Source organism: Pseudomonas paraversuta (genome assembly GCF_904063065.1).
Taxonomy (GTDB): Bacteria; Pseudomonadota; Gammaproteobacteria; order Pseudomonadales; family Pseudomonadaceae; genus Aquipseudomonas; species Aquipseudomonas paraversuta.
This window is the reverse complement of sequence record NZ_CAJFCL010000003.1, coordinates 199759-224029: the sequence shown is the minus strand read 5'-3', so window position 1 is coordinate 224029 and position 24271 is coordinate 199759. Positions and strand designations below refer to the sequence as shown.

Genomic DNA, 24271 nt, shown 5'->3' with positions numbered 1-24271 from the left:
ATCACACGCCGCTCTGCAGCAGCATGCTACGCACGTGACCAATGGCCTTAGTCGGGTTCAGGCCCTTCGGACACACGTTTACGCAGTTCATGATCCCGCGGCAGCGGAATACGCTGAACGGGTCATCCAGTGAAGCCAGACGCTCGCTGGTCTTGGTGTCACGGCTGTCAGCCAGGAAACGGTAGGCTTGCAGCAGTGCAGCAGGGCCCAGGAACTTGTCCGGGTTCCACCAGAAGGACGGGCACGAAGTCGAGCAGCAAGCGCACAGGATGCACTCGTACAGACCGTCGAGCTTCTCGCGCTCTTCCGGAGACTGCAGACGCTCAATGGCCGGGGCCGGAGTATCGTTCTGCAGGAACGGCTTCACCTTCTCGTATTGCTTGTAGAAGATGCTCATATCGACGACCAGGTCACGGATAACCGGCAAACCTGGCAGAGGACGAACGATCAACTTGTTACCTTTTACGACAGCAGACAGCGGCGTAACGCAAGCCAGTGCGTTTTTGCCGTTGATGTTCATGCCGTCGGAGCCGCAAACGCCCTCACGGCACGAGCGACGATAGGAAAAACCTTCGTCCTGCTCTTTGATCAAGGCCAGCACGTCCAGCACCATCAGGTCTTTACCGTTGGTATTGACCTGGAATTCCTGCATGAACGGCGCGGCGTCTTGATCCGGGTTGTAGCGATAAACACTGACTTTCAACATATCGGCCACCCTTAGTAAGTCCGAATCATAGGTTCAAAGGTCGGAACGGTTTTCGGCGAGAAGTTCACCGCACGTTTGGCTACGCGCTTTTCACCCGGGAAGTACAGGGTGTGGCACAGCCAGTTAACGTCGTCACGATCTTCGAAATCTTCACGGGCGTGAGCACCGCGCGACTCTTTACGAACTTCAGCAGCGATTGCAGTCGCTTCAGCCACTTCGAGCAGGTTTTGCAGCTCAAGGGCTTCGATACGAGCAGTGTTGAACGCCTGGCTCTTATCGTTGATTTTCACGTTGGCAATACGCGCGCGCAGATCAGCCAGCTGGGCAATACCCTTCTGCATGTATTCGCCAGTACGGAATACACCGAAGTAGTTCTGCATGCAGCTTTGCAGTTCTTTACGCAGGGTAGCGACGTCTTCGCCGTCGGTACGCGAGTTCAGGCCATCCAGACGTGCCAGGGCAGCATCGATGTCGGACTGACGCGGACGGGCGTAATCAACGCCTTCTTTCAGGGTCTGCTCCAGGAACAGGCCGGCAGCACGACCGAACACCACCAGGTCGAGCAACGAGTTGCCGCCCAGACGGTTGGCACCGTGAACCGATACGCAAGCCACTTCACCCACTGCAAACAGGCCAGGGATGATCTGGTCGACGCCTTCAGCGTCCTGGGTAATAGCCTGACCATGAATGTTGGTGGCAACGCCGCCCATCATATAGTGGCAGGTAGGAACTACCGGGATCGGCGCTACGGCAGGATCGACGTGAGCGAAGGTCTTGGACAGCTCCATGATGCCTGGCAGACGGCTGTGCAGAACTTCTTCACCCAGGTGATCGAGTTTCAGCATTACGTGGTCGCCATCCGGACCGCAACCGTTGCCCGCGATGATTTCCTTAACCATCGAGCGTGCTACAACGTCACGACCTGCAAGGTCTTTGGCGTTCGGAGCATAACGCTCCATGAAACGCTCACCGTGCTTGTTGATCAGGTATCCACCTTCACCACGGCAACCTTCTGTAACCAGTACACCGGCGCCGGCAATGCCGGTCGGGTGGAACTGCCACATTTCGATGTCCTGTACCGGTACGCCTGCACGCAGCGCCATGCCGATACCGTCACCGGTGTTGATCAGGGCGTTGGTAGTAGAGGAGTAGATACGGCCTGCACCACCAGTGGCCAATACGGTCGCGTTAGCGCGGACGTAAGAGGTTTCACCAGTTTCGATGCAGATCACGATCATGCCTACAAAGGCACCATCTTCGTTCTTGACCAGATCGACACCGTAGTATTCGTTAAGGAATACAGTGCCGGCCTTCAGGTTGGCCTGGTACAGGGTGTGCAACAGCGCGTGACCGGTACGGTCGGCTGCAGCGCAGGTACGGGCAGCCTGGCCGCCTTTACCGAAGTCCTTGGACTGACCGCCGAAAGGACGCTGATAGATACGGCCCTGTTCGGTACGGGAGAACGGCAGACCCATGTGTTCCAGCTCGAAAACGGCTTCCGGGCCTACGGAACACATGTACTCGATAGCGTCCTGGTCACCGATATAGTCGGAGCCCTTGACGGTATCGTACATGTGCCAGCGCCAGTCATCGTTTGGATCCGCAGACGCGATCGCGCAGGTAATGCCACCCTGTGCCGATACGGTGTGGGAACGAGTCGGGAAAACCTTGGTGATTACGGCAGTCTTGTGACCGCCTTGCGCCAGCTGCAGAGCAGCGCGCATGCCTGCACCGCCGCCGCCAATGATAATGGCGTCGAACGAGAGTGTATTAACTGTGTTAGCCATGAATCAGATACCCCAAAGAATCTGCACACCCCAGACGAAGTAAGCGAACATTGCAACGCCGCAGACTGCCTGGAAGAGGAAACGTACTGCTGTCGCGGACTTGCCCAGTGCCATTGGCGTCAGGTAGTCGGTCGCGATGGTCCACATGCCTACCCAGGCGTGTGCGCCCAGTGCAACAAGGGCCAGCAGGCTGAAGATACGCATCCAGTTGCTTGCGAACAGCTCATGCCATTGGGCGTAGCCAATGCCAGGGTTCGCAACGAGGTATCCGATCAGGAAGATGAAATAAGCCGCTAGAACAACCGCAGACACACGCTGTGCCATCCAGTCATAGAGGCCCGAACGCGACAGGTTCGTAACGCTGGTTACCATATCCAAACTCCCGCCAGAACAATCATCACTACAGAAATGACGATTACGATTTTCGAGCCCAGTCGGCCGCCTTCAAGCGTCTCACCGATGCCCATATCCATGATCAAGTGGCGCACACCGGCAACCAGGTGATACAGCAAGGCAGAGAGCAGGCCCCACGCAACGAATTTGGCCAGCGGGCTGGTCAAGCATGCCTTCACCTCGGCAAAACCTTCTTCGGAACCCAGGGATTTGCTCAATGCATAAAGCATGAAGCCCAGGCCGAGAAAAAGAATGATGCCCGATACACGGTGCAGAAATGACGTAACGCCGGTGATGGGGAGTTTGATGGTCCTTAGGTCTAGGTTTACAGGTCGTTGGCTATTCACGGCTTTTTTCACACTGAAGAGCCCCTAACAATCAGGGCAAGTTTGTTGGGATGTGCACTGGTCAGGTACCCACCACCCGGGAGTGACGACCCCCATCTAAACAGGCCCAAAAGCCCCTGGCGGTCGGCTGCCGAGTATAGACAGTTAGGTCACTAATGACAACGCAATCACCTTCCCCTAATAGCGCATTGCGCTTCGGGCATAAAAGGCGTAAACGGCAGGGATATTCGCTAAAAATCGCGGTTCAAAGCCTTGTACAGCAAGACTTTAGGCAAATTGACATTCGAATTTATCTCACTATAGTGGTGCGGGCCCTGCGTGGGGGGTCTGTCTGATGATTTCAAGCATAAATAGGAGGCCACATGGCTGACAAAAAAGCGCAGTTGATCATCGAGGGCGCAGCCCCCGTCGAGCTGCCCATTTTAACTGGCACCGTGGGTCCCGATGTAATCGATGTGCGAGGCCTTACGGCCACGGGCCGGTTCACATTTGACCCTGGCTTTATGTCGACCGCATCTTGCGAGTCGAAGATCACCTATATTGATGGTGACAACGGTATCCTGCTGCACCGCGGCTACCCGATTGAACAGCTGGCCGAACACTCTGACTATCTTGAAACAGCTTACCTGCTGCTGAACGGCGAACTGCCGACCGCAGAGCAGAAGGCTCAATTTGTCAGCACCGTGAAGAACCACACCATGGTTCACGAGCAGTTGAAGACCTTCTTCAACGGCTTCCGTCGTGACGCCCACCCGATGGCGGTCATGTGCGGTGTAGTCGGCGCCCTCTCGGCCTTCTACCACGACTCCCTGGACATCAATAACCCGCAGCATCGCGAAATCTCCGCGATCCGTCTGGTTGCCAAGATGCCTACCCTGGCAGCGATGGTTTACAAGTACTCCATGGGTCAACCCATGATGTACCCGCGTAACGACCTGACCTACGCCGAAAACTTCCTGCACATGATGTTCAACACGCCGTGCGAGATCAAACCGATCAGCCCGGTACTGGCCAAGGCAATGGATAAGATCTTTATCCTGCACGCTGACCACGAACAGAATGCTTCGACCTCCACCGTACGCCTGGCAGGTTCTTCGGGTGCCAACCCGTTCGCCTGTATCGCTGCCGGTATCGCTGCACTGTGGGGCCCTGCCCACGGCGGCGCCAACGAAGCCGTGCTGACCATGCTCGACGAAATTGGCGATGTGTCCAACATCGACAAATTCATCGCCAAGGCCAAGGACAAGAACGATCCGTTCAAACTGATGGGCTTCGGTCACCGGGTTTACAAAAACCGCGACCCGCGCGCCACGGTCATGAAGAAGACCTGCGACGAAGTACTCAAAGAGCTGGGCATCAAGAACGATCCGCAACTCGAACTGGCCATGCGCCTGGAAGAGATCGCCCTGACCGACCCGTACTTCATCGAACGCTCGCTGTACCCGAACGTCGACTTCTACTCGGGGATCATCCTCAAGGCGATCGGCATTCCAACCAGCATGTTCACCGTGATCTTCGCCCTGTCGCGTACAGTTGGCTGGATCTCGCACTGGAAAGAAATGCTCTCCAGCCCGTACAAGATTGGCCGCCCGCGCCAGCTGTACACCGGCTACGAGCAGCGTGACCTTACCAAGCTGGAAGACCGCAAGTAAGGCCTGTCCCACGATAGCGTCCTGATTGCAGCCAATACGGCCCCTGCCTCTTGATAAGAGCAGGGGCCGTATTAGTTTGGGCCGAATGTAACTGCCTGCCTGCAGGAGCGAGCTTGCTCGCGAGCTCTTGAAGCGCCGACCAACAGCCCTCGCCTACGCATCACCGAACAGCGACACAAACAAAAATCCCCCGGTCTTGCGACAGGGGGATTTTTTACATCTGCCGTTTATAGCGGATCAATGATCCACCGCCCCGCTCGCCCCCAGACCGGTCTGAGACCGTACAAATTGCGGGAAGAACAGTGCACGCTCTTTCTCTGCCGCCTTGGACTTGTCGGTGATGGAGAAGAACCAGATACCCGCGAACGCGATGATCATCGAGAACAACGCCGGGTACTCGTAAGGGAAGATGGCTTTTTCATGATGCAGGATCTGCACCCAAATGGTCGGACCCAGAATCATCAGGCCAACAGCACTGACCAGCCCCATCCAGCCGCCAATCATTGCACCGCGGGTGGTCAGGTTTTTCCAGTACATGGAAAGCAGCAGTACCGGGAAGTTACAACTGGCAGCGATGGAGAATGCCAGGCCCACCATGAACGCGATGTTCTGGCTTTCGAACAAAATACCCAAGCCAATCGCCAGCACGCCGAGGATTACGGTAGTGATTTTCGAAACGCGGATTTCATCCTTGTCGTTGGCTTTGCCTTTCTTGATCACACTGGCATACAGGTCATGGGACACCGCCGAAGCACCTGCCAGGGTCAAGCCCGCAACCACGGCCAGGATGGTGGCAAAGGCCACTGCCGAGATAAAGCCCAGGAAGATACTGCCGCCCACTGCATCGGCCAGATGCACGGCCGCCATGTTGTTGCCGCCCAGCAAGGCACCGGCCGCGTCCTTGAAGGCAGGGTTGGTGCTCACCAGCAGAATCGCGCCGAAGCCGATAATGAACGTCAGGATATAGAAGTAGCCGATAAAGCCGGTCGCGTAGAGCACGCTTTTACGGGCTTCCTTCGCATCACTGACGGTGAAGAAGCGCATCAGGATATGGGGCAGACCTGCAGTACCGAACATCAGCGCCAGCCCGAGGGAGAATGCCGAAATCGGATCCGTCACCAAGCCACCGGGGCTCATGATCGCCTCGCCTTTAGGGTGAACCTTGACGGCTTCGGCAAACAGCGAGTTGAAGTCAAAGTTAACGTGCTTCATCACCATTACGGCCATGAACGTTGCACCCGACAACAGCAGAACTGCCTTGATGATCTGTACCCAGGTGGTCGCCAGCATGCCGCCGAACAACACGTACAGGCACATCAGGATGCCAACCAGAATCACCGCAACGTGGTAGTCCAGACCGAACAGCAACTGAATCAGCTTGCCCGCCCCCACCATTTGCGCAATCAGATAAAACGCCACCACCACCAGCGAGCCACAGGCCGACAGGGAGCGAATCTGGGCCTGGCCCAATCGATAGGAGGCCACATCGGCAAAGGTGTATTTGCCCAGGTTACGCAGACGTTCCGCAATCAGGAACAGAATGATTGGCCAACCCACAAGGAAGCCGATGGAATAGATCAGACCGTCGTAGCCAGAGGTGTAAACCAGCGCGGAAATACCCAGAAAGGAGGCGGCAGACATATAGTCGCCCGCAATCGCCAGGCCGTTCTGGAAACCGGTGATTTTGCCACCGGCAGCATAATAGTCCGCTGCCGATTTATTGCGCTTGGAAGCCCAATAAGTAATGCATAGCGTTGCCCCGACAAACAGGACAAACATAATGATCGCCGAAATGTTCAGCGGCTGTTTTTGAACTTCCCCGGTCAAGGCTTCGGCTGCCCAGACGCCAGGGGCCAGGGCAGCAACGCCCAGTGTTGCCAGTAGACGCCCGATCATTGCCCCGCCTCCTTGAGAATTGCATTGTTCAGGTCATCAAATTCGCCATTGGCCCGGTGCACATAGATGCCAGTCAGAATAAAAGCCGAAACAATCAGCCCCACGCCGATAGGTATCCCCCAGGTGATGGACGAACCGGGGCTTAGTTTGGCCCCCATGATGTGTGACCCATAAGCAATCAACAGGATAAAGATGGCGTACAACCCGAGCATGATTGCCGAGAGTATCCAGGCGAAGCGTTCTCTTTTTCTAACCAGCTCCTTGAAGAGCGGACTGTTTTGAATAGAGAGGTAAATGCTGTCGTTCATTATTTTTGTCCTCGCAGCACAGATGAGATGGAACGTTTTCACTATTAGGGGGCTTCAAATTCAATTCCAGACGACTTTAGTAGTAGAGCGCCAGATTCGCTCAAGGCCCCGGTTTCTCTAGTCTGCAAGGACGATGTGCAGCCGCGCCGAACCCCGGATATGCAAAAACCGCTTGGTGTAAACACCAAACGGTCTTGTGTGCTGCGAGCTAGACACCTCGTGTTTATTTAGCGGTCCATTCGGCAACCCGCTCAGGGTGCTTGGCGACCCACTCTTTTGCCGCTGCTTCAGGTTTTGCGCCCTCCTGAATGGCCAGCATTACCTCGCCAATCTCGTCTTTGGAGTTCCAGGCAAATTTTTTCAAAAAGGCCGCAACTTCAGGGGCTTTGTTGTCCAGCTCTTTGCTGCCGATGCTGTTGACTGTTTCCGCAGCGCCATACACACCTTTCGGATCATCCAGGAAGCGCAGTTTCCACTTGGCAAACATCCAGTGCGGCACCCAGCCAGTGACGACGATCGGCTCGTTTTTAGCGTAAGCGCGACCCAGCTCCGAGGTCATGGCAGCCCCGGAACTGGCCTGCAGTTTATAGTCCAGCCCGTAGTCCTTGATCGCCTCGTCGGTTTTGAGCATGACGCCGGATCCTGCATCAATGCCGACGATTTTCTTTTTATAACCGGCATCGTCCTTGAGGTCGGCAATGGACTTGGCTGCCACATACTCAGGCACGATCAGACCAATTTTTGCGTCTTTAAAATTAGGCCCGTAATCGACAACCTTGTCCTTGTTCTTGGCCCAGTACTCGCCGTGGGTAACCGGCAACCAGGCCGACAACATGGCATCCAGCTTGCCCGTCGCTACGCCCTGCCACATGATCCCGGTGGCGACCGGCATCAGCTTCACGTCATAGCCCAGCTTCTGCTTGATCACTTCAGCCGCTACATGGGTGGTCGCCACGCTGTCGGACCAGCCGTCAACATAGCCAATATTGAGCGTCGGCTTGCTCTGGGCGTTCGCCAGCCCCGCACTCATCGCCAGCACCAAGGCAGCTCCCGCGCTCAAAATTCGTCGCATCTTCATTAGTGATTCCCCGCAGTGCAGGGCCCGACGAGTGCCGGGCCACATCAACTATTTCAGGGCCCGCCCTGCACCCCGACCCAATATGCCCCTCGATAATCAACCCCGCCCGTTCGCCGGCCTGCTCTGACGACGACCCCCAGGCACCCGCTAACGACATCGACCGCACTGCGGCAACAGGAACCCCCATTGAATAGCGGGATGCCATCAAGGGTTACATGTCCAAACTTTACCGGGCGCGCTACGCCCTCCAATTGCAGGTAAGATGCGCGGCTTTGCTCCCATACGGCCTGACCATGTCCGCGACTGCCCGCTCCCCCGTCCTGCCTTATCTGTTCGCCTGTGTACTGGGCGTGTTTGCCATTGCCGGTTTCTGGTACGGCCTTGGCCAACCGGTGATCTTGCCCGATGCCGCCACCCCGACCCACAAACTGCAATGTGCGTCTTACACCCCGTTTGACAAGGATCAGTCGCCGTTCGACCAGCCCTTCGTGCCACGGGTTGAGCGGATGGACGCGGATCTGGCATTGCTGGCCACCCGCTTCGAATGCCTTCGCACCTACTCCCAGACAGGCCTTGAACAACTGCCCGAACTGGCACGCAAGCACGGCTTGAAGCTGATGATGGGGGCGTGGGTGAGCAGCAATGCGCAAGCGACCGCCGAAGAAGTGAAGGCACTGATTGCCTCGGCCAATGCCAACCCGGACGTGGTCACGTCTGTGATCGTCGGCAACGAAGCCTTGCTGCGCAAAGAAGTCACCGCGCCACAACTGGTCAAGCTGATCAATCAGGTCAAAAGCCAGATCAAGCAACCCGTTACCTACGCCGATGTCTGGGAGTTCTGGCTGCAACATCCGGAAATTGCCCCGGCCGTGGACTACCTGACCATCCATCTACTGCCTTATTGGGAAGATGACCCTGCAGGCATCGACCAGGCAGTGAAGCATGTGGCGCAGATTCGCCAGGTGTTCGGCAACAAGTTCGCGCCCAAAGATATCCTGATTGGCGAAACCGGCTGGCCAAGCGAAGGACGCCAGCGTGAGACCGCCCTGCCGAGCCGGGTCAACGAGGCCAAATTCATCCGTGGCTTCGTCAATCAAGCGGAACAGAATGGCTGGAAGTACAACCTTATCGAAGCCTTCGACCAGCCCTGGAAGCGCGGCAGCGAAGGCGCTGTCGGCGGCTACTGGGGCTTGTTTGATGCCGATCGCCAGGACAAGGGCATTCTGGCCGGGCCTGTGTCCAACCTTCCGCACTGGCCCGTCTGGCTGGGACTTGGTGTGGCACTGTTCTTAAGCACCCTGGTGGTTGGCGGGCGGGCTCGCAGCACTCGCTCTGCCCTGCTGCTGCCGGCCCTGGGCGCTATTGCGGGTTGCAGCGTCGTGGCATGGGCCGAACTGGCTTCGGTCACCAGCCGTTACGCCGGAGAATGGCTATGGGCAGGCATTCTGCTCGGCTTGAATCTCATCGTATTGACCCATGGCGCTTTGGCCCTGGGTCAAAAGGATGGCTGGCGCGAGCGCCTGTTCAATGTGCTGGAACGCCGGGCCGGATGGTGGCTTGCCGCCGCGGGCTTCGCCGGAGCCGTGATGATGCTGGGGCTGGTTTTCGAACCGCGCTATCGCAGCTTCCCGAGTGCTACACTGCTGCTGCCTGCACTGGTTTATCTGTTGCGTCCGGTACGGGGCCCGCGCCGGGAGCTGGGCCTGCTGGCATTTATCATTGGCGCCGGGATACCGATACAGCTATATCGCGAAGGTCTTGATAATCAACAGGCCTGGGGCTGGGCACTGGTCTGCGTATTGATGGTAGCGGCGCTGTGGCGCAGTCTCAGGATTCGCTGAAAATCTGCAACGGATCGCGGGCAGGCAAGCTTCTACAAAGTGTGCTTGCCCGCGACGGTTCAGGCGCCTAGCGCGCCCTGACCAGGCGCAACCCCGCGATCACCACGGCGAACACCGCCAGGCTGGCGTTATACAGCGCCAGCGCAGGAAACCCGAACAGCAAGGCCAAAACTGCCAGCGCACTGCCAACCCGCCCGCGAACAAAAAATGCGATCACCGAGGTGGCCACAGCTACCCAGCCCAGCACCCGGAAATGAATCAGCCAACCCATATTCGCCCGCAACTGGCACTCCCAGCGCGCCGCCTCTGCAACACAGGTCCCGACCCATTGCGAGTCTTCCATAAAGCCATAGCGCAGGCCATAACTGGCAGCCAGCCAAAGAGCCAGGACGGGAAGCAGCAAGATCAACGGCATACGAGCACGCATAAAAAACTCCAAGAGGCAAAACGGCGCCCAGCTTAATCTCCCCTCTTCTGTATGCAAGCCTTGCAATCAGATATCTGTTCACTAAAGTCATTCAACGTGTATCGTCTGCTAGCTTTTTGCCTGCTCTAAACGGAATCGGGGATTTAATCGTGCTGCTCCATGGCACTTTGACGGTAGCCCTGTGGTCATAGCCTGCGAATCTTCTGCGCACCTTCTTAGGGATAGTCTCCATGCTTCGTTCTCTGCCTTTCGCCGCCTTGCTCTGCGGCCTTTTATTGAGTGCGTCCGCACAGGCGGTCGATGTTGACCCCGCCACCTATGGCTACCCCCTGACCAACCCATTCGAAGCCACAATTGCGACTACACCTCCGGAAATGCGTCCGCTGCTTCCGGACGATGACGATATCAACCAGTCGGATTACAGCCTCAAGCTGCGCCCTGAACGCGAGTTCACCTTGCCCGCCAACTTCTGGGCAGTAAAAAAGCTCTCCTATCGCATGGCCAAACAGGATCATCCGGCCCCGCTGATGTTTCTGATTGCAGGCACCGGCGCGCCCTATGACAGCAGCCTCAACGAGTTCCTGAAAAAGCTCTTCTACAAGGCCGGCTACCATGTGGTGCAACTGTCATCGCCGACCAGCTATGACTTTATGAGCGCCGCCTCACGCTATGCCACCCCGGGCATCAGCCAGTACGATGCCGAAGATTTGTATCGGGTAATGCAGGCCGTGCGTGCGCAGCAGGCTAACGTCCCGGTCACCGACTACTACCTGGCCGGCTACAGCCTGGGAGCGCTGGATGCAGCGTTCGTCAGCCATCTGGATGAGACCCGAAAAACCTTCAACTTCAAAAAAGTGTTGCTGCTTAACCCGCCGGTCAATCTCTACACCTCCATCAGCAACCTCGACAAGCTGGTGCAGACCGAGGTTAAAGGCATCAACAACAGCACCACTTTCTATGAATTGCTGCTGAACAAACTGACCCGCTACTTCCAGCAAAAAGGCTATGTCGATATAAATGCCGCCCTGGTCTACGACCTGCAGAACTCCAAGGAACGCCTGACCAACGAACAGATGGCAATGCTGATCGGCACTATGTTCCGCTTCGCATCGGCCGACATCGTGTTCACCTCGGACCTGATCAACCGCCGCGGACTGATTACCCCGCCGAACTATCCGATCACCGAAGGCACCAGCCTCACACCGTTCCTCAAGCGCTCGCTGCAATGCGACTTCGACTGCTATCTCACAGAGCAGGTGATCCCGATGTGGCGCGCCAGGACTGATGGCGGCAGCCTGTTGCAACTGATCGATCAGGTCAGTCTGTACGCGCTCAAGGATTATCTGCAAAACAGCCCGAAGATCTCCGTCATGCATAACGCTGACGACATCATCCTGGGGCCTGGCGATCTTGGATTTTTGCGTAAAACCTTCGGCAATCGCCTGACGGTCTACCCGTATGGTGGCCATTGCGGCAACCTCAACTACCGTGTCAACGCTGACGCTATGCTGGAGTTCTTCCGTGGCTAAACATATTTTGCTTCTCGCCGCCCTGCTCAGCGCCGGCTATGCCCAGGCAGACAACGGCAAGACCCAGACCGAACGCACTCAGGACATCGACGGCTTTACCCAGCCGTTGAAGATGCTGCAGTTCAATCCCGGTCTTGATCAGCGTGAATTTGAACGCGCGACCATGAACGCCCTGAGCGTGTATGACCCGCTGGAGTCCATCAACCGCCGGATTTACCACTTCAACTACCGCTTCGACCAATGGGTCTTCCTGCCAGTGGTTGATGGTTACCGCTATGTCACCCCGAGTTTCCTGCGTACCGGGGTGAGCAACTTTTTCAACAACCTGGGTGATGTACCCAACCTGTTCAACAGCCTGCTGCAACTCAAGGGACATCGCTCCCTGGAGACCACAGGACGCTTGCTGCTGAACACCACGCTGGGCGTGGGCGGCTTGTGGGACCCGGCAACTACCATGGGCCTGCCACGCCAAAGCGAAGACTTCGGGCAAACCCTGGGCTTTTATGGTGTACCCGGTGGTGCTTACTTGATGCTGCCAATCCTCGGCCCTTCAAACCTGCGTGACACCACGGGCCTGGTGGTCGACTACGGCGTGAATCAGGAAATCAACTTCCTCAACGTGCCTCACGAAAGCACCCGGCATCCGGAAATCTGGGTACTGGGCGCTGTCGACAAGCGCTACAACACCAGCTTCCGCTATGGGCAATTCGACTCACCGTTTGAGTACGACAAGTTGCGCTATATCTACACCGAAGCCCGCAAACTGCAGATCGCTGAATAATCAGGTTTACAGGGCTGCATGCCAGTGCAGCCCTGCCCTGAGGTTAAACCCGCAAAAATCGGCATAGCGCTTCGCGCTTGGCCATCGCATCACGCCGCCCAAGCTCAATCAATTCCCGACAATAGCCTGACTCAAACAGCAAGTAGCTCAGCACCCCTGCGCCGCTGGTTTGGGTGGCGCCCGGACCGCGCAAAAACATGCGCAACGCCGACGGCAGTTCATGCCGGTGGCGGGCCGCTATTTCGTCGATCGGCTGACTCGGGGCGATGATCAGCACCTCTACCGGCGCCAGCCCCAGATTGTCTGACTGATGCGGCAACAGGCGGACGAAGTGGTTCATGCGCTCGAGCAGTTCAATGTCACTCTCAAGGCTGTCAATGAAGGTACTGTTGAGCATGTGCCCGCCAATCTGCGCCAGCGTGGGTTGCTGAGCGTTGGAGTAGAGTTGCTGGTCGACTTGCGGGTCAGGCCCGCGCGGATTGCCGCTCACCCCCACCACCAGTACACGACTGGCCCCCAGGTGCAGGGCGGGACTGATGGGCGCAGATTGACGCACCGCGCCGTCACCGAAGTACTCCTGCCCGACCTTGACCGGGGCAAACAATAGCGGGATGGCGGAGCTGGCCAGCAGATGATCCACCGTCAATGCCGTAGGCAAACCAATACGCCGGTGGCGCAACCAGCCATCGATTGCCACCTGCCCCTGATAGAAGGTCACCGCCTGACCCGAGGTATAACCAAACGCCGTCACCGCCACAGCCCGCAACTGCTGCTCGGCAATTGCCTGATCAATCCCGGCGAAATTGATTTTATCGGCAAGCAAACTGCGCAAGGGTGAACTGTTGAGCAAGGCCACGGGAACATGGGAGCCCAGCCCGAGCAGGCTGTGACTCAGAAAGCGGGCAGCCTGGTGGATCACCCCAGGCCAGTCGCTGCGCAACACCAGATGGCTCTCGAAGCCCTGCCAGAACTCAGTCAAGTGCTCGACCGCCCTGGCAAAGTCCAGCGCCCCGCTCGCCAGACTGACCGCATTTATTGCCCCGGCCGAAGTGCCGACAATGACCGGGAACGGATTAGCGCAACCGGCAGGCAGCAACTCGGCAATCGCTGCCAGCACGCCAACCTGATATGCCGCCCGCGCACCGCCTCCGGACAGGATCAGGCCCGTAACCGGAGCCAGCGGCCTCAAGGCAGCTCGCCCTTGCAGCAGACAGGCTCAACGGCGCTTGTCGTAGAGCTTGGGCTCGCCCGGCGGACGGGTTTTGAAGCGTCTATGGGCCCACAGGTATTGTTCCGGACATTCGCGTATCGCGCGCTCGACCCATTGATTGATTCGCAGGCAATCAGCCTCATCGCTTTCTCCGGGGAAATTGCTCAGGGGCGGATGAATCACCAATTTATAACCACTGCCATCCGCCAGTCTCTGCTGAGTAAAGGGCACAACCTGCGCTTTGCCCAGTTTGGCGAACTTGCTGGTAGCGGTCACAGTTGCGGCCTGAATCCCGAACAGCGGCACAAAGATACTTTGCTTGGCGCCATAGTCCTGGTCAGGTGCGTACCAGATAGCCCTTCCTGAGCGCAGCAGCTTGAGCATGCCGCGCACATCGTCGCGCTCCACTGCCAGCGAGTCGAGGTTATGTCGCTCACGCCCGCGGCGCTGGATAAAATCGAAGAGCGGGTTTTTGTGTTCGCGGTACATGCCATCAATGGTGTGTTGCTGACCGAGCAAGGCGGCACCGATTTCCAGTGTGGTGAAGTGGAACGCCATTAAAATAACGCCCTTGCCATCCCGTTGCGCCTGCTTGAGGTGCTCCAGCCCTTCAATATGGGCCAGCCTGGCCAGGCGCGGCCTGGACCACCACCAGCTCATGGCCATTTCGAAGAAAGCGATACCGGTCGAGGCAAAATTGTCTTTGAGCAACTGCTCGCGCTCGGCGGCAGATTTCTCAGGGAAACACAGCTCAAGGTTACGTGCGGCAATGCGCCGACGCTCACCGGCTACCCGATACATCAGGGCACCCAGCACCCGGCCGATGCACAACTGCGCTTTATAGGGCAGTTGCACCACCAGCCACAGCACGCCTAAACCCAGCCACAGCAGCCAGAAACGCGGATGAAAAAAAGCAGCACGAAATTGCGGGCGATCCATTAATGATTCCGGACAGACACATGGCCGACCATTCTACATCGTTCGACCCCGCTTGCGGCCCGCGGGCGATCTCGTTATAAGTCTCAGCACTTTAAGTTACAAGCCGCGTTAAACAGACCATGAGCCCAACCGAATCGCTAGACCAAGCCCCTGTGTTCCAGCTAAAGGGCAGTATGCTCGCCATTACGGTGCTGGAACTGGCCAAGAACAACCTTGAAGCCCTTGATCGCCAACTGGCAGCCAAAGTGGCTCAAGCGCCGAATTTTTTCAGCAACACCCCACTGGTGCTGGCCCTGGACAAACTGCCAGCCGGTGAAGGTGCGATCGATTTGCCCGGGCTGATGCGCGTGTGTCGCCAGCATGGCCTGCGCACCCTGGCCATTCGGGCCAGCCGCATCGAAGACATTGCCGCAGCCATCGCCATCGACCTGCCGGTCTTGCCGCCTTCAGGCGCCCGTGAGCGACCGATCGACCCGGTCGAAGTCGTAGAGCCGAAGAAACCCGAAAAACCGCCTGAACCCGTGATCAAGCCGACCAAGATCATCACCAGCCCGGTACGCGGCGGCCAGACCGTTTATGCAGAAGGCTGTGACCTGGTAGTCATCGCTTCAGTCAGCCCCGGTGCGGAACTTATGGCCGATGGCAACATCCATGTTTACGGGCCAATGCGCGGTCGTGCGCTGGCCGGACATAAAGGCAACACCAAGGCACGGATTTTTTGCCAGCAACTGAGCGCCGAGCTGGTGTCCATTGCCGGCAAGTACAAGGTTTCGGAAGATTTGCGTCGCGACCCCTTGTGGGGTTCAGGGGTGCAAATCAGTCTGTCAAGTGACATGTTGAACATCACCCGTCTTTAACGGATACTCTCGCCATTTTCCAAGCATCTCCAAAGCGTAGGAACTCAGACTCAACCTTGTAGGAAATCAATACTCAGGCAGTGCTTATGCTGTGTAAGCCTGACCCGCAAAGATGACCCACCAGGGCTGCTCACCTGCCGTCGTGTACAGAGATGTTATTCAGGGGCTAAAAAGTCCTTTTTCCTTAGGGGTGAAACACCTTGGCCAAGATTCTAGTGGTTACATCCGGCAAGGGTGGTGTGGGTAAGACCACCACCAGCGCCGCTATCGGTACCGGCCTCGCTCTGCGCGGCCACAAAACAGTGATCGTCGACTTCGACGTCGGCCTGCGTAACCTCGACCTGATCATGGGTTGTGAGCGCCGCGTGGTGTATGACTTCGTTAACGTAGTCAACGGCGAAGCCAACCTGCAACAGGCCCTGATCAAAGACAAGCGTCTGGAAAACCTGTACGTGCTGGCTGCCAGCCAGACACGCGACAAGGATGCCCTGACCAAGGAAGGCGTCGAAAAAGTTCTTATGGAACTTAAAGAGACCTTCGAGTACGTGGTCTGCGACTCACCTGCAGGTATCGAAACCGGTGCTCACCTGGCCATGTACTTCGCCGATGAAGCGATTGTCGTGACTAACCCGGAAGTATCCTCGGTGCGTGACTCCGACCGCATGCTGGGCCTTCTGGCGAGCAAGTCGCGCCGCGCCGAACTGGGCGAAGAGCCGATCAAGGAACACCTGCTGCTGACCCGCTACAACCCTGAGCGTGTAAGCAAAGGCGAAATGCTCGGCGTTGAAGACGTCAAAGAAATTCTGGCCGTGACCCTGCTCGGTGTCATTCCCGAATCCCAGGCAGTACTCAAGGCATCCAACCAGGGCGTGCCCGTGATCCTCGATGATCAGAGTGACGCCGGACAGGCCTACGGCGATGCAGTTGATCGCTTGCTGGGCAAAACCGTGGAGCATCGGTTCCTCGATGCACAGAAGAAGGGATTCTTCGAGCGCCTGTTTGGAGGCAACTAAGCAATGAATATTTTTGACTTCTTTCGTGCCAACAAAAAGGTAAGTACCGCGTCGGTCGCGAAAGAGCGTCTACAGATCATCGTGGCGCACGAACGCGGCCAACGCAGCACCCCGGACTACTTGCCGGCTCTGCAAAAAGAGCTGGTGGAAGTAATCCGCAAGTACGTCAATATCGAGTCTGATCAAGTACAGGTTGCGCTGGAAAACCAGGGCAGCTGCTCGATTCTGGAACTCAACATCACGCTGCCAGATCGTTAATCAATCCGGCTGAAACCACGGCGACCTGGAAGTTTCTCTGCAAAGGGAAACATCCAGGTCGCCGTTGGCGTTTGTTAAGAGGCTGTTTTAATGCCGTTGTCGAACATCCACATTATCCATCAGGACGCTGGCGTTCTGGTCGTCAACAAGCCGACCCTGCTGCTTTCCGTGCCAGGCCGGGCTGAAGACAACAAAGACTGTCTGATCACCCGCCTGCAAGAGAACGGCTATCCCGAGGCGCGCATCGTCCATCGCCTGGACTGGGAAACCTCGGGGATCATTTTGCTGGCCCGTGATGCCGATACCCATCGCGAGTTGTCGCGACAGTTTCACGACCGCGAAACCGAAAAAGCCTACACCGCGCTGGCCTGGGGTCAGCCCGAACTGGACAGCGGCAGCATTGACTTGCCATTGCGTTACGACCCGCCGACCAAACCCCGGCATGTGGTCGACCACGAGTTCGGCAAAAACGCCCTGACTTTCTGGAAAGTGCTGGAGCGATGCGGCGACTACTGCCGGGTTGAACTGACGCCGATCACCGGTCGCTCGCACCAGTTGCGCGTGCATATGCTGTCTATCGGCCACCCGTTGCTGGGCGACGGACTGTACGCCCACCCCCAGGCGCTGGCAGCCTGGCCGCGCCTGTGTCTGCACGCCAGCATGCTCAGCTTCACCCACCCGCAAACGGGCGAGCGCCTGCGCTTTGAGTGCCCGGCACCTTTCTGACCGATGATGCAATCGCCGGCAAGCCGGCTCCCACAGGTGGTGTCGGCCTACCAAAAGCAACTCATTGCGGGAGCTGGCTTGCCAGCGATTCAGGCGGCGCGTCCTGCCTGAAAACAAGGTAACGCCATCACACCCAGGCCTGCGCCCAAAGAGCCCCGCGCAGGTATTTACACAGCAACAAATCTTCTGATCAATGCGCTAAACTCGCGGCCTTGCTGTCTGGAGTAACTTATGCGCGAAGAGTTGAACCAAGGCCTGATCGACTTTCTGAAGGCCTCCCCTACCCCGTTCCATGCCACTGCCAGTCTTGTTCAGCGTCTGGAGGCCGCCGGTTATCAGCGCCTCGACGAACGCGAAACCTGGTTCACCGAAGCCAACGGTCGCTATTACGTCACCCGCAATGACTCTTCCATTGTTGCTTTCAAGCTGGGTCGCCACTCGCCCCTGCAAGGTGGCATCCGCATGGTGGGTGCACACACAGACAGCCCGTGCCTGCGGGTCAAGCCACAACCGGAATTACAGCGCCAGGGCTTCTGGCAACTGGGCGTCGAAGTCTACGGCGGTGCCTTGCTGGCCCCCTGGTTCGACCGCGACCTGTCGTTGGCCGGGCGCGTCACCTTCCGCCGCGATGGCAAGGTCGAAAGCCAGCTGATCGACTTCCGCGCGCCTATCGCCACCATCCCCAACCTGGCCATCCATCTTAATCGCACCGCCAACGAAGGCTGGGCGATCAACCCGCAGACCGAACTGCCGCCGATTCTGGCCCAGGTTGCAGGGGATGAGCGCGCAGACTTCCGCGCCCTGCTCACTGATCAACTGGCCCGCGAGCACGGCCTGAACGCTGACGTGGTGCTGGATTACGAGCTGAGTTTCTACGACACCCAAAGTGCTGCAGTCATCGGCCTCAACGGCGATTTCATTGCCGGTGCACGCCTGGACAACCTGCTGTCGTGCTACGCAGGCCTGCAAGCCCTGCTCAACACCGAAACCGAAGAAAGCTGCCTGTTTGTGGCCAACGACCACGAAGAAGTCGGCTCGTGCTCGGCCTGCGGTGCCGACGGTCCGATGCTGGAACAAATCCTCCAGCGCCTGCTGCCTGAAGGTGACGAGTACGTACGCACCATTCAGAAATCGCTGCTGGTTTCGGCTGACAACGCCCACGGCGTGCACCCGAACTACGCCGACAAACACGACGCCAACCACGGCCCGAAACTGAATGCCGGACCGGTGATCAAAGTCAACAGCAACCAGCGCTACGCCACCAACAGCGAGACAGCCGGGTTCTTCCGTCATCTGTGCATGGCCGAAGAAGTGCCGGTACAAAGTTTCGTAGTGCGCAGCGACATGGGCTGCGGCTCGACCATTGGCCCGATTACCGCCAGCCATTTGGGTGTTCGCACCGTGGACATCGGCCTGCCGACATTCGCCATGCACTCCATTCGCGAACTGGCGGGCAGCCATGACCTGGCACACCTGGTCAAAGTGTTGAGCGCGTTTTACGCCAGCAACCAACTGCCATAAGAACTGCCCCGCAGAAGCGGGCTTGTCTGGCGATGATCTCGAGAGCGACGTGTTTAACCTGTAAGCACGTATTCTCGTAAACCATCATCGCCAGACAAGCTCGCGCCTACAAAGGCAGGGTTTACTGATGTGAGCATCATGCACCCTGGGGCAGTTGATTCATTTTTGATATATGTCACCGCACTTTCCGGGAAAGCGACCTAGACTCATGGGCATTAATTCCTTCAGGTCATTACCCATGATTGAGCTGTCCGCGTTTCACTCCATGATGATTCCAATTGTCTGCGGCATGCTGTTGCTGACCATTGGCTTCACCCTCCGTGACCGGCCCAGCGGCGTCGGCGTATTGATGATCTGGTGCGGCATGCTGCTGATTTTCGGCACTATCATCTTCAAGATTGTGGCCAAGCTCAACGAATCCTCGCTCTGACTTTCACCCTGGATCCGCGATCACTGATTTATACAAATGAATGATTGCGGGCCCTAGCGTACACTCGGCAAATCCGCACCCCTCGAGGTTGATCGCCCAGTGTTTCTTCGTCTTTTAGCCCTGCCCTATTGCCTGCTTGTCTGCTTGCTGACCCTGCTGCCCATGTCTTCGGCCCAGGCCGCCGGCATCACCAGCCTGCTCGGCAGTTCAGATAAAACCCAGGCGCAACCGACCGAGCCGCTGGGCCAGTCGCTGGACGAGGTGATCAAAAATCTCGAAAACGACCAGCAGCGCAGCAAGTTGCTGACTGACCTGAAAAAACTGCGCGACGCCACAAAAAAAGCCCAGCCCGAAGCTGAAATCGGCGTTCTGGGCCTGATCGGCAGCACCCTTTCCGACCTTGAAAAACAGTTCTCGGGCGCAGACAGCCCCACCTCTCGCTGGTCCAGGGAAATTGGCCTGGCCAAGGACGAACTGGTGGCCTTGATGCTGCCGGCAAGTCAGTGGCTGCCGATCATTTTTGCCTTCGCCTTGATCATCATGGTCTGGAGCCTGCTGGCAGCCCTGCTGATCTGGGTCAGCCACCGCGTACGCCTGCGTTTTGGCCTGAGCGAAGAACTGCCGCAACATCCCAAGGCTGTGGACATGCTGCGCTTTGCCCTGCGCAAACTGGGGCCGTGGCTGGTGGCGCTGGTGATCACGGTTTACGGCAGTTACGCCCTGCCGTCTTCGCTGGGTAAAGACCTGGCCATGGTGCTGGCCTACGCACTGGTGATCGGCACCTGCTTCTCGGCCATTTGCGTCATCGCCTTCTCGCTGCTGGACGGACCGCACCGCCATCGCGCCTTGCATATTCTGCGGCATCAGGCCTTTCGCCCGCTGTGGTGGATCGGCAGCTTCGCGGCCTTTGGCGAAGCCCTGAGCGACCCGCGACTGGTGGCCACCCTCGGCGTGCACCTGGCCCACACGGCCGCCACCTTTGCCAATGTGATGGCGGCACTGTCCACCGGTTTGTTCATCATCCGTTTCCGCCGGCCCATTGCCCACTTGATCCGCAATCAGCCATTGTCCCGGCGCCTGACCCGGCGCGCCTTGAGCGACAGCATCGAGATACTCGGTACTTACTGGTATATCGCGGCGCTGATCCTGGTGGGCATTTCTCTGTTCGCGACCTTTCTGTCAGCAGGCGATACCAGTACCGCACTGCGCCAGTCACTGATCTGCACGGTGCTGGTGGTGTTGTGCATGGTCATCAACGGGCTGGTACGACGGCATTCGCAAAGGCCCCAGCGCGGGCACAAACGCCACGCACTGTATTCCGAGCGCCTGAAAAGCTTCATCTACACCCTGGCGCATCTGGTGGTGTGGCTGGTCTTCATCGAGCTGGGACTGCGGGTGTGGGGTTTGTCACTGATCAGCTTTACCGAAGGTGAAGGACATGAGATCAGCGTCAAACTGTTCGGCCTTGCCGGCACGTTACTGTTTGCCTGGCTGATCTGGATTCTCTCCGACACCGCGATCCACCATGCCCTGACCCGCTCACGCAAAGGCCTGGCCAATGCGCGTGCGCAAACCATGATGCCGCTGATCCGCAACGTTCTGTTTGCGACAATTGCCATCATTGCCCTGATCGTCGCCCTGGCCAACATGGGCATGAACGTCACCCCCCTGCTGGCTGGTGCGGGTGTGATCGGTCTGGCCATTGGTTTCGGTGCACAGTCACTGGTAGCCGACCTGATTACCGGTCTGTTCATCATCATCGAGGACTCGCTGGCCATCGACGATTACGTGGATGTCGGCGGGCATCTGGGTACGGTTGAAGGCCTGACGATCCGTACCGTGCGCCTGCGGGACATCGACGGCATCGTGCACACCATTCCGTTCAGCGAAATCAAAAGCATCAAGAACTACTCCCGTGAATTCGGCTACGCGATCTTCCGTGTGGCGATCCCCTACAACATGGAAATCGACGATGCGATCAAGCTGATGCGCGAGGTCGGGCAAAAGATGCGCACCGATCCGCTGCAGCGCCGCAACATCTGGTCGCCGCTTGAGATTCAGGGGGTTGAAAGTTTTGAATCGGGCAGCGCGATTTTGCGCGCCCGCTTCAAGACTGCGCCGATCAAGCAATGGGAAGTGTCGCGGGCGTTCAACCTGTCACTCAAACGCCATCTGGACGAAGCCGGACTGGACCTGGCCACACCGCGCCTGAGCGTACAGGTGGTGACGGCCGGCAGCGGCATATTGCAGAAGGATTGATCCATACACCAACCCGGTAACCGGTCGACGCTCGCTTGTAGACCCTGAGGGAGCTGGCTTGCCAGCGATGAAATCCAGCGAATGCCATCGCGAGGCAAGCTCGCTCCTACAAAGTACGGGGTGTCGCTTGTAGCTCCTGTGGGAGCTGGCTTGCCAGCGATGGAATCCTGCGAATGCCATCGCGAGGCAAGCTCGCTCCTACAAAGTACGGGGTGTCGCTTGTAGCTCCTGTGGGAACTGGCTTGCCAGCGATGGAATCCAGCGAATGCCATCGCAAGGCAAGCTCGCTCCTGCAGAGTGCAGGGCGTCGCTTGCAGATCCTGTGGGAGCTGGCTTGCCAGCGATGAAATCCAGCGAATGCCATCGCGAGACAAGCTCGCTCCTACAGAGTGCGGGGCGTCGCTTGCAGATCCTGTGGGAGCTGGCTTGCCAGCGATGGAATCCAGCGAATGCCATCGCAAGGCAAGCTCGCTCCTACAAAGTACGGGGTGTCGCTTGCAGATCCGGTGGGAGCTGGCTTGCCAGCGATGGAATCCAGCGAATGCCATCGCAAGGCAAGCTCGTTCCTGCAGAGTGCGGGGCGTCGCTTGCAGATCCTGTGGGAGCTGGCTGCCAGCGATGGGATTCAGCGAATGCCATCGCGAGACAAGCTCGCTCCTACAGAGTGTGGGTTGTCGCTTGTAGCTCCTGTGGGAGCTGGCTTGCCAGCGATGGGATTCAGCGGTTGCCATCGCGAGGCAAGCTCGCTCCTGCAGAGTACGGGGCGTCGCTTGAAGATTCTGTGGGAGCTGGCTTGCCAGCGATGGGATTCAGCGAATGCCATCGCGAGACAAGCTCGCTCCTGCAGAGTGCGGGGTGTCGCCTGTAGCTCCTGTGGGAGCTGGCTTGCCAGCGATGGAATCCAGCGAATGCCATCGCGAGGCAAGCTCGCTCCTACAAAGTACGGGGCGTCGCTTGCAGATCCTGTGGGAGCTGGCTTGCCAGCGATGGAATCCAGCGAATGCCATCGCGAGGCAAGCTCGCTCCTACAAAGTGCGGGGCGTCGCTTGCAGATCCTGTGGGAGCTGGCTTGCCAGCGATGGAATCCAGCGAATGCCATCGCGAGACAAGCTCGCTCCTGCAGAGCGCGGGGTGTCGCTTGCAGATCCTGTGGGAGCTGGCTTGCCAGCGATGGGATTCAGCGGTTGCCATCGCGAGACAAGCTCGCTCCTGCAGAGTGCGGGGCGTCGCTTGCAGATCCTGTGGGAGCTGGCTTGCCAGCGATGGGATTCAGCGGTTGCCATCGCGAGGCAAGCTCATTCGGGGTTCAACGTTCGGCGACGTCCACTCCGATATGAATTGCATCATGTCGCCAGTACTCCAGATCGCAGTCGATCAGACGCTCGTGCTGGTCGTAATTGATCCGGGCAATTCTCAGGCCCGGACTGCCCGCAGATACTTTGAGCGTGGCCGCAGCTTCCAGCGGCAATGCGGTGGGCACTATCTCAAATCGCACCCGACCGTAATGCAAGTCGTAATGCCGGGCATACAGCTCGGTGATCGACTGCGTGAGGTCATACGCCAGGATCTGCGGGAAGTATTGCGGGTTCAGGTAGTGCTCTACATACAACACCAGGCGACCATCAATCCGCCGCCCCCGACATATGCGGATCACGCTGGACAGCGCCGGCAGTTGCAGGCGCTCACACACCGCAGCAGAAGCCGGCTGCAAACGCGCCGAAATCACCTCGGTGGTCGGCACCCTGCCCTGGGCACTGACCATGGCGTGAAAGTGACTGCGCTGCATAAGGTTGTAGGCCAGGCGCGGCGGCGACACAAACCAGCCACGCCGTTCCTCACGATAGACCAGGCCCTGGGATTCGAGCTGTAACAACGCCTCGCGCACGGTGACCCGGGTGGTGGCAAACAACTCACTGAGTTTGCGCTCCGCCGGCAGCTGGCTGCCACACGCCAGCAGGCCGTGTTCAATTTGCTCTTGCAGCGCGCGGCCGATCGCTGTCACCGCTTTGGGTGCACCCTCTCGCATCAATGTTACCTATCTGGACTAGTCCAGCACCAAATGTGGGCAGGCTTGGCCTGCGAAACCATCAACTCTTGAAGCTAGCAGCCTAGGCAGTGCAGATGACTGTTGGATGACACTCACCTTCAGTTTATCCGCCAAGGCCATACCATCCGGGGCTTTAGCCATGGTCTACGCTAAGCCGGTGCCTCAGGAAGGGCCATTAAATCGAGTTGCACAATCAATGCCGACATCAAAGTGTCATGACTGCCCCTTAACTTGGCTCAGGTATTGCTGACCTAGACCAACCCACC

Annotated in this window: 22 protein-coding genes; 11 read left to right on the top strand and 11 right to left on the bottom strand. The window is 57.9% G+C overall.

Translation table 11 applies throughout. From position 1 onward, the window contains the following. Window position 1: 1 nt before the first annotated feature. The 4 genes from JQ845_RS07125 to sdhC are packed head-to-tail and all read right to left on the bottom strand — an operon-like array spanning window position 2 to window position 3245. Entirely contained in the window at window positions 2-706 is a 705-nt protein-coding gene (locus tag JQ845_RS07125; RefSeq protein ID WP_003446911.1) for a succinate dehydrogenase iron-sulfur subunit, read from the bottom strand. A gap of 11 nt (window positions 707-717) precedes the next feature. Next, window positions 718-2493, bottom strand: coding sequence for a succinate dehydrogenase flavoprotein subunit (gene sdhA, locus JQ845_RS07120; protein WP_003446909.1), 1776 nt, complete (start codon window positions 2491-2493; stop codon window positions 718-720). 3 nt (window positions 2494-2496) lie between these two features. Then, complete coding sequence (gene sdhD, locus JQ845_RS07115; protein ID WP_003446906.1) at window positions 2497-2865, bottom strand: succinate dehydrogenase, hydrophobic membrane anchor protein; 369 nt, start codon at window positions 2863-2865, stop codon at window positions 2497-2499. Beyond that, window positions 2859-3245 carry a succinate dehydrogenase, cytochrome b556 subunit gene (gene sdhC, locus JQ845_RS07110; protein ID WP_085985560.1) on the bottom strand — a complete coding sequence of 129 codons (387 nt, stop codon included), beginning with the start codon at window positions 3243-3245 and terminating at the stop codon, window positions 2859-2861. The genes sdhD and sdhC overlap by 7 nt, the downstream gene beginning before the upstream one ends. Before the next feature lie 350 nt (window positions 3246-3595). Here sdhC and gltA point away from each other — a divergent pair, with 350 nt between their 5' ends. Further along, entirely contained in the window at window positions 3596-4885 is a 1290-nt protein-coding gene (gene gltA / locus JQ845_RS07105; RefSeq protein WP_003446901.1) for a citrate synthase, read from the top strand. Between the two features lie 237 nt (window positions 4886-5122). Here the strand turns inward: gltA and JQ845_RS07100 are convergent, their stop codons facing one another. From JQ845_RS07100 to JQ845_RS07090, 3 genes are all read right to left on the bottom strand, one after another. Then, window positions 5123-6781 (bottom strand): cation acetate symporter, encoded by a 1659-nt coding sequence (locus JQ845_RS07100; RefSeq protein WP_003446898.1) that lies wholly within the window; start codon window positions 6779-6781, stop codon window positions 5123-5125. Continuing rightward, window positions 6778-7089 (bottom strand): DUF485 domain-containing protein, encoded by a 312-nt coding sequence (locus JQ845_RS07095; protein WP_003446897.1) that lies wholly within the window; start codon window positions 7087-7089, stop codon window positions 6778-6780. The genes JQ845_RS07100 and JQ845_RS07095 overlap by 4 nt, the downstream gene beginning before the upstream one ends. Before the next feature lie 223 nt (window positions 7090-7312). Next, a complete protein-coding gene (locus JQ845_RS07090; RefSeq protein ID WP_003446895.1) occupies window positions 7313-8167 on the bottom strand; it encodes a glycine betaine ABC transporter substrate-binding protein in 855 nt (284 codons plus the stop codon). A gap of 293 nt (window positions 8168-8460) precedes the next feature. Here JQ845_RS07090 and JQ845_RS07085 point away from each other — a divergent pair, with 293 nt between their 5' ends. Beyond that, window positions 8461-10008 carry a glycoside hydrolase family 17 protein gene (locus JQ845_RS07085; RefSeq protein ID WP_203008809.1) on the top strand — a complete coding sequence of 516 codons (1548 nt, stop codon included), beginning with the start codon at window positions 8461-8463 and terminating at the stop codon, window positions 10006-10008. Window positions 10009-10075: 67 nt separating this feature from the next. Here the strand turns inward: JQ845_RS07085 and JQ845_RS07080 are convergent, their stop codons facing one another. After that, on the bottom strand, window positions 10076-10435 hold the full coding sequence (locus JQ845_RS07080; protein ID WP_003446892.1) for a hypothetical protein: 360 nt from the start codon (window positions 10433-10435) through the stop codon (window positions 10076-10078). Window positions 10436-10665: 230 nt separating this feature from the next. Between JQ845_RS07080 and JQ845_RS07075 the strand changes: the two genes are divergently transcribed. Both JQ845_RS07075 and JQ845_RS07070 read left to right on the top strand, forming a co-directional pair. After that, window positions 10666-11964: a hypothetical protein gene (locus JQ845_RS07075; protein ID WP_003446890.1), complete on the top strand. Its 1299-nt coding sequence runs from the start codon at window positions 10666-10668 to the stop codon at window positions 11962-11964. Then, the gene (locus JQ845_RS07070; protein WP_203008808.1) at window positions 11957-12745 is read left to right on the top strand and encodes an MlaA family lipoprotein; all 789 of its coding nucleotides are present in this window, start codon (window positions 11957-11959) and stop codon (window positions 12743-12745) included. Before JQ845_RS07075 ends, JQ845_RS07070 begins: the two co-directional genes overlap by 8 nt. A 43-nt stretch (window positions 12746-12788) precedes the next feature. On the opposite strand, the gene JQ845_RS07065 is transcribed toward JQ845_RS07070, so the two are convergent. Both JQ845_RS07065 and JQ845_RS07060 read right to left on the bottom strand, forming a co-directional pair. After that, on the bottom strand, window positions 12789-13934 hold the full coding sequence (locus tag JQ845_RS07065) for a patatin-like phospholipase family protein (protein WP_203008807.1): 1146 nt from the start codon (window positions 13932-13934) through the stop codon (window positions 12789-12791). Between the two features lie 27 nt (window positions 13935-13961). Beyond that, window positions 13962-14894 carry a lipid A biosynthesis lauroyl acyltransferase gene (locus JQ845_RS07060; RefSeq protein WP_003446885.1) on the bottom strand — a complete coding sequence of 311 codons (933 nt, stop codon included), beginning with the start codon at window positions 14892-14894 and terminating at the stop codon, window positions 13962-13964. 119 nt (window positions 14895-15013) lie between these two features. On the opposite strand from JQ845_RS07060, the gene minC reads away from it, so the two are divergent. The 7 genes from minC (at window position 15014) to JQ845_RS07025 (ending at window position 21958) form a co-directional block, all read left to right on the top strand. Then, window positions 15014-15751: a septum site-determining protein MinC gene (gene minC / locus JQ845_RS07055; protein ID WP_003446883.1), complete on the top strand. Its 738-nt coding sequence runs from the start codon at window positions 15014-15016 to the stop codon at window positions 15749-15751. A gap of 200 nt (window positions 15752-15951) precedes the next feature. Then, window positions 15952-16764 (top strand): septum site-determining protein MinD, encoded by an 813-nt coding sequence (gene minD, locus JQ845_RS07050; RefSeq protein WP_003446882.1) that lies wholly within the window; start codon window positions 15952-15954, stop codon window positions 16762-16764. A gap of 3 nt (window positions 16765-16767) precedes the next feature. Next, complete coding sequence (gene minE / locus JQ845_RS07045; RefSeq protein ID WP_003446880.1) at window positions 16768-17022, top strand: cell division topological specificity factor MinE; 255 nt, start codon at window positions 16768-16770, stop codon at window positions 17020-17022. A gap of 90 nt (window positions 17023-17112) precedes the next feature. Next, the gene (locus JQ845_RS07040) at window positions 17113-17748 is read left to right on the top strand and encodes an RluA family pseudouridine synthase (RefSeq protein WP_003446879.1); all 636 of its coding nucleotides are present in this window, start codon (window positions 17113-17115) and stop codon (window positions 17746-17748) included. 231 nt (window positions 17749-17979) lie between these two features. Further along, window positions 17980-19269 carry a M18 family aminopeptidase gene (locus JQ845_RS07035; RefSeq protein WP_003446878.1) on the top strand — a complete coding sequence of 430 codons (1290 nt, stop codon included), beginning with the start codon at window positions 17980-17982 and terminating at the stop codon, window positions 19267-19269. A gap of 238 nt (window positions 19270-19507) precedes the next feature. Beyond that, window positions 19508-19699: a hypothetical protein gene (locus JQ845_RS07030; RefSeq protein ID WP_003446877.1), complete on the top strand. Its 192-nt coding sequence runs from the start codon at window positions 19508-19510 to the stop codon at window positions 19697-19699. A gap of 99 nt (window positions 19700-19798) precedes the next feature. Further along, window positions 19799-21958 carry a mechanosensitive ion channel family protein gene (locus JQ845_RS07025; RefSeq protein ID WP_003446876.1) on the top strand — a complete coding sequence of 720 codons (2160 nt, stop codon included), beginning with the start codon at window positions 19799-19801 and terminating at the stop codon, window positions 21956-21958. Window positions 21959-23264: 1306 nt separating this feature from the next. On the opposite strand, the gene JQ845_RS07020 is transcribed toward JQ845_RS07025, so the two are convergent. Continuing rightward, the gene (locus JQ845_RS07020; protein WP_003446875.1) at window positions 23265-23984 is read right to left on the bottom strand and encodes a UTRA domain-containing protein; all 720 of its coding nucleotides are present in this window, start codon (window positions 23982-23984) and stop codon (window positions 23265-23267) included. Between the last annotated feature and the right edge of the window lie 287 nt (window positions 23985-24271).

Bases quoted from the DNA above. Each gene is read 5' to 3' on its own strand.
- JQ845_RS07060 (WP_003446885.1), bottom strand. From the start codon at position 14,894: ATGGATCGCCCGCAATTTCGTGCTGCTTTTTTTCATCCGCGTTTCTGG.
- JQ845_RS07100 (WP_003446898.1), bottom strand. From the start codon at position 6,781: ATGATCGGGCGTCTACTGGCAACACTGGGCGTTGCTGCCCTGGCCCCT.
- JQ845_RS07125 (WP_003446911.1), bottom strand. From the start codon at position 706: ATGTTGAAAGTCAGTGTTTATCGCTACAACCCGGATCAAGACGCCGCG.
- sdhD (WP_003446906.1), bottom strand. From the start codon at position 2,865: ATGGTAACCAGCGTTACGAACCTGTCGCGTTCGGGCCTCTATGACTGG.
- JQ845_RS07095 (WP_003446897.1), bottom strand. From the start codon at position 7,089: ATGAACGACAGCATTTACCTCTCTATTCAAAACAGTCCGCTCTTCAAG.
- JQ845_RS07090 (WP_003446895.1), bottom strand. From the start codon at position 8,167: ATGAAGATGCGACGAATTTTGAGCGCGGGAGCTGCCTTGGTGCTGGCG.
- gltA (WP_003446901.1), top strand. From the start codon at position 3,596: ATGGCTGACAAAAAAGCGCAGTTGATCATCGAGGGCGCAGCCCCCGTC.
- sdhA (WP_003446909.1), bottom strand. From the start codon at position 2,493: ATGGCTAACACAGTTAATACACTCTCGTTCGACGCCATTATCATTGGC.
- JQ845_RS07020 (WP_003446875.1), bottom strand. From the start codon at position 23,984: ATGCGAGAGGGTGCACCCAAAGCGGTGACAGCGATCGGCCGCGCGCTG.
- minE (WP_003446880.1), top strand. From the start codon at position 16,768: ATGAATATTTTTGACTTCTTTCGTGCCAACAAAAAGGTAAGTACCGCG.
- minC (WP_003446883.1), top strand. From the start codon at position 15,014: ATGAGCCCAACCGAATCGCTAGACCAAGCCCCTGTGTTCCAGCTAAAG.
- JQ845_RS07080 (WP_003446892.1), bottom strand. From the start codon at position 10,435: ATGCGTGCTCGTATGCCGTTGATCTTGCTGCTTCCCGTCCTGGCTCTT.
- JQ845_RS07075 (WP_003446890.1), top strand. From the start codon at position 10,666: ATGCTTCGTTCTCTGCCTTTCGCCGCCTTGCTCTGCGGCCTTTTATTG.
- JQ845_RS07035 (WP_003446878.1), top strand. From the start codon at position 17,980: ATGCGCGAAGAGTTGAACCAAGGCCTGATCGACTTTCTGAAGGCCTCC.
- JQ845_RS07085 (WP_203008809.1), top strand. From the start codon at position 8,461: ATGTCCGCGACTGCCCGCTCCCCCGTCCTGCCTTATCTGTTCGCCTGT.
- JQ845_RS07030 (WP_003446877.1), top strand. From the start codon at position 19,508: ATGATTGAGCTGTCCGCGTTTCACTCCATGATGATTCCAATTGTCTGC.
- JQ845_RS07040 (WP_003446879.1), top strand. From the start codon at position 17,113: ATGCCGTTGTCGAACATCCACATTATCCATCAGGACGCTGGCGTTCTG.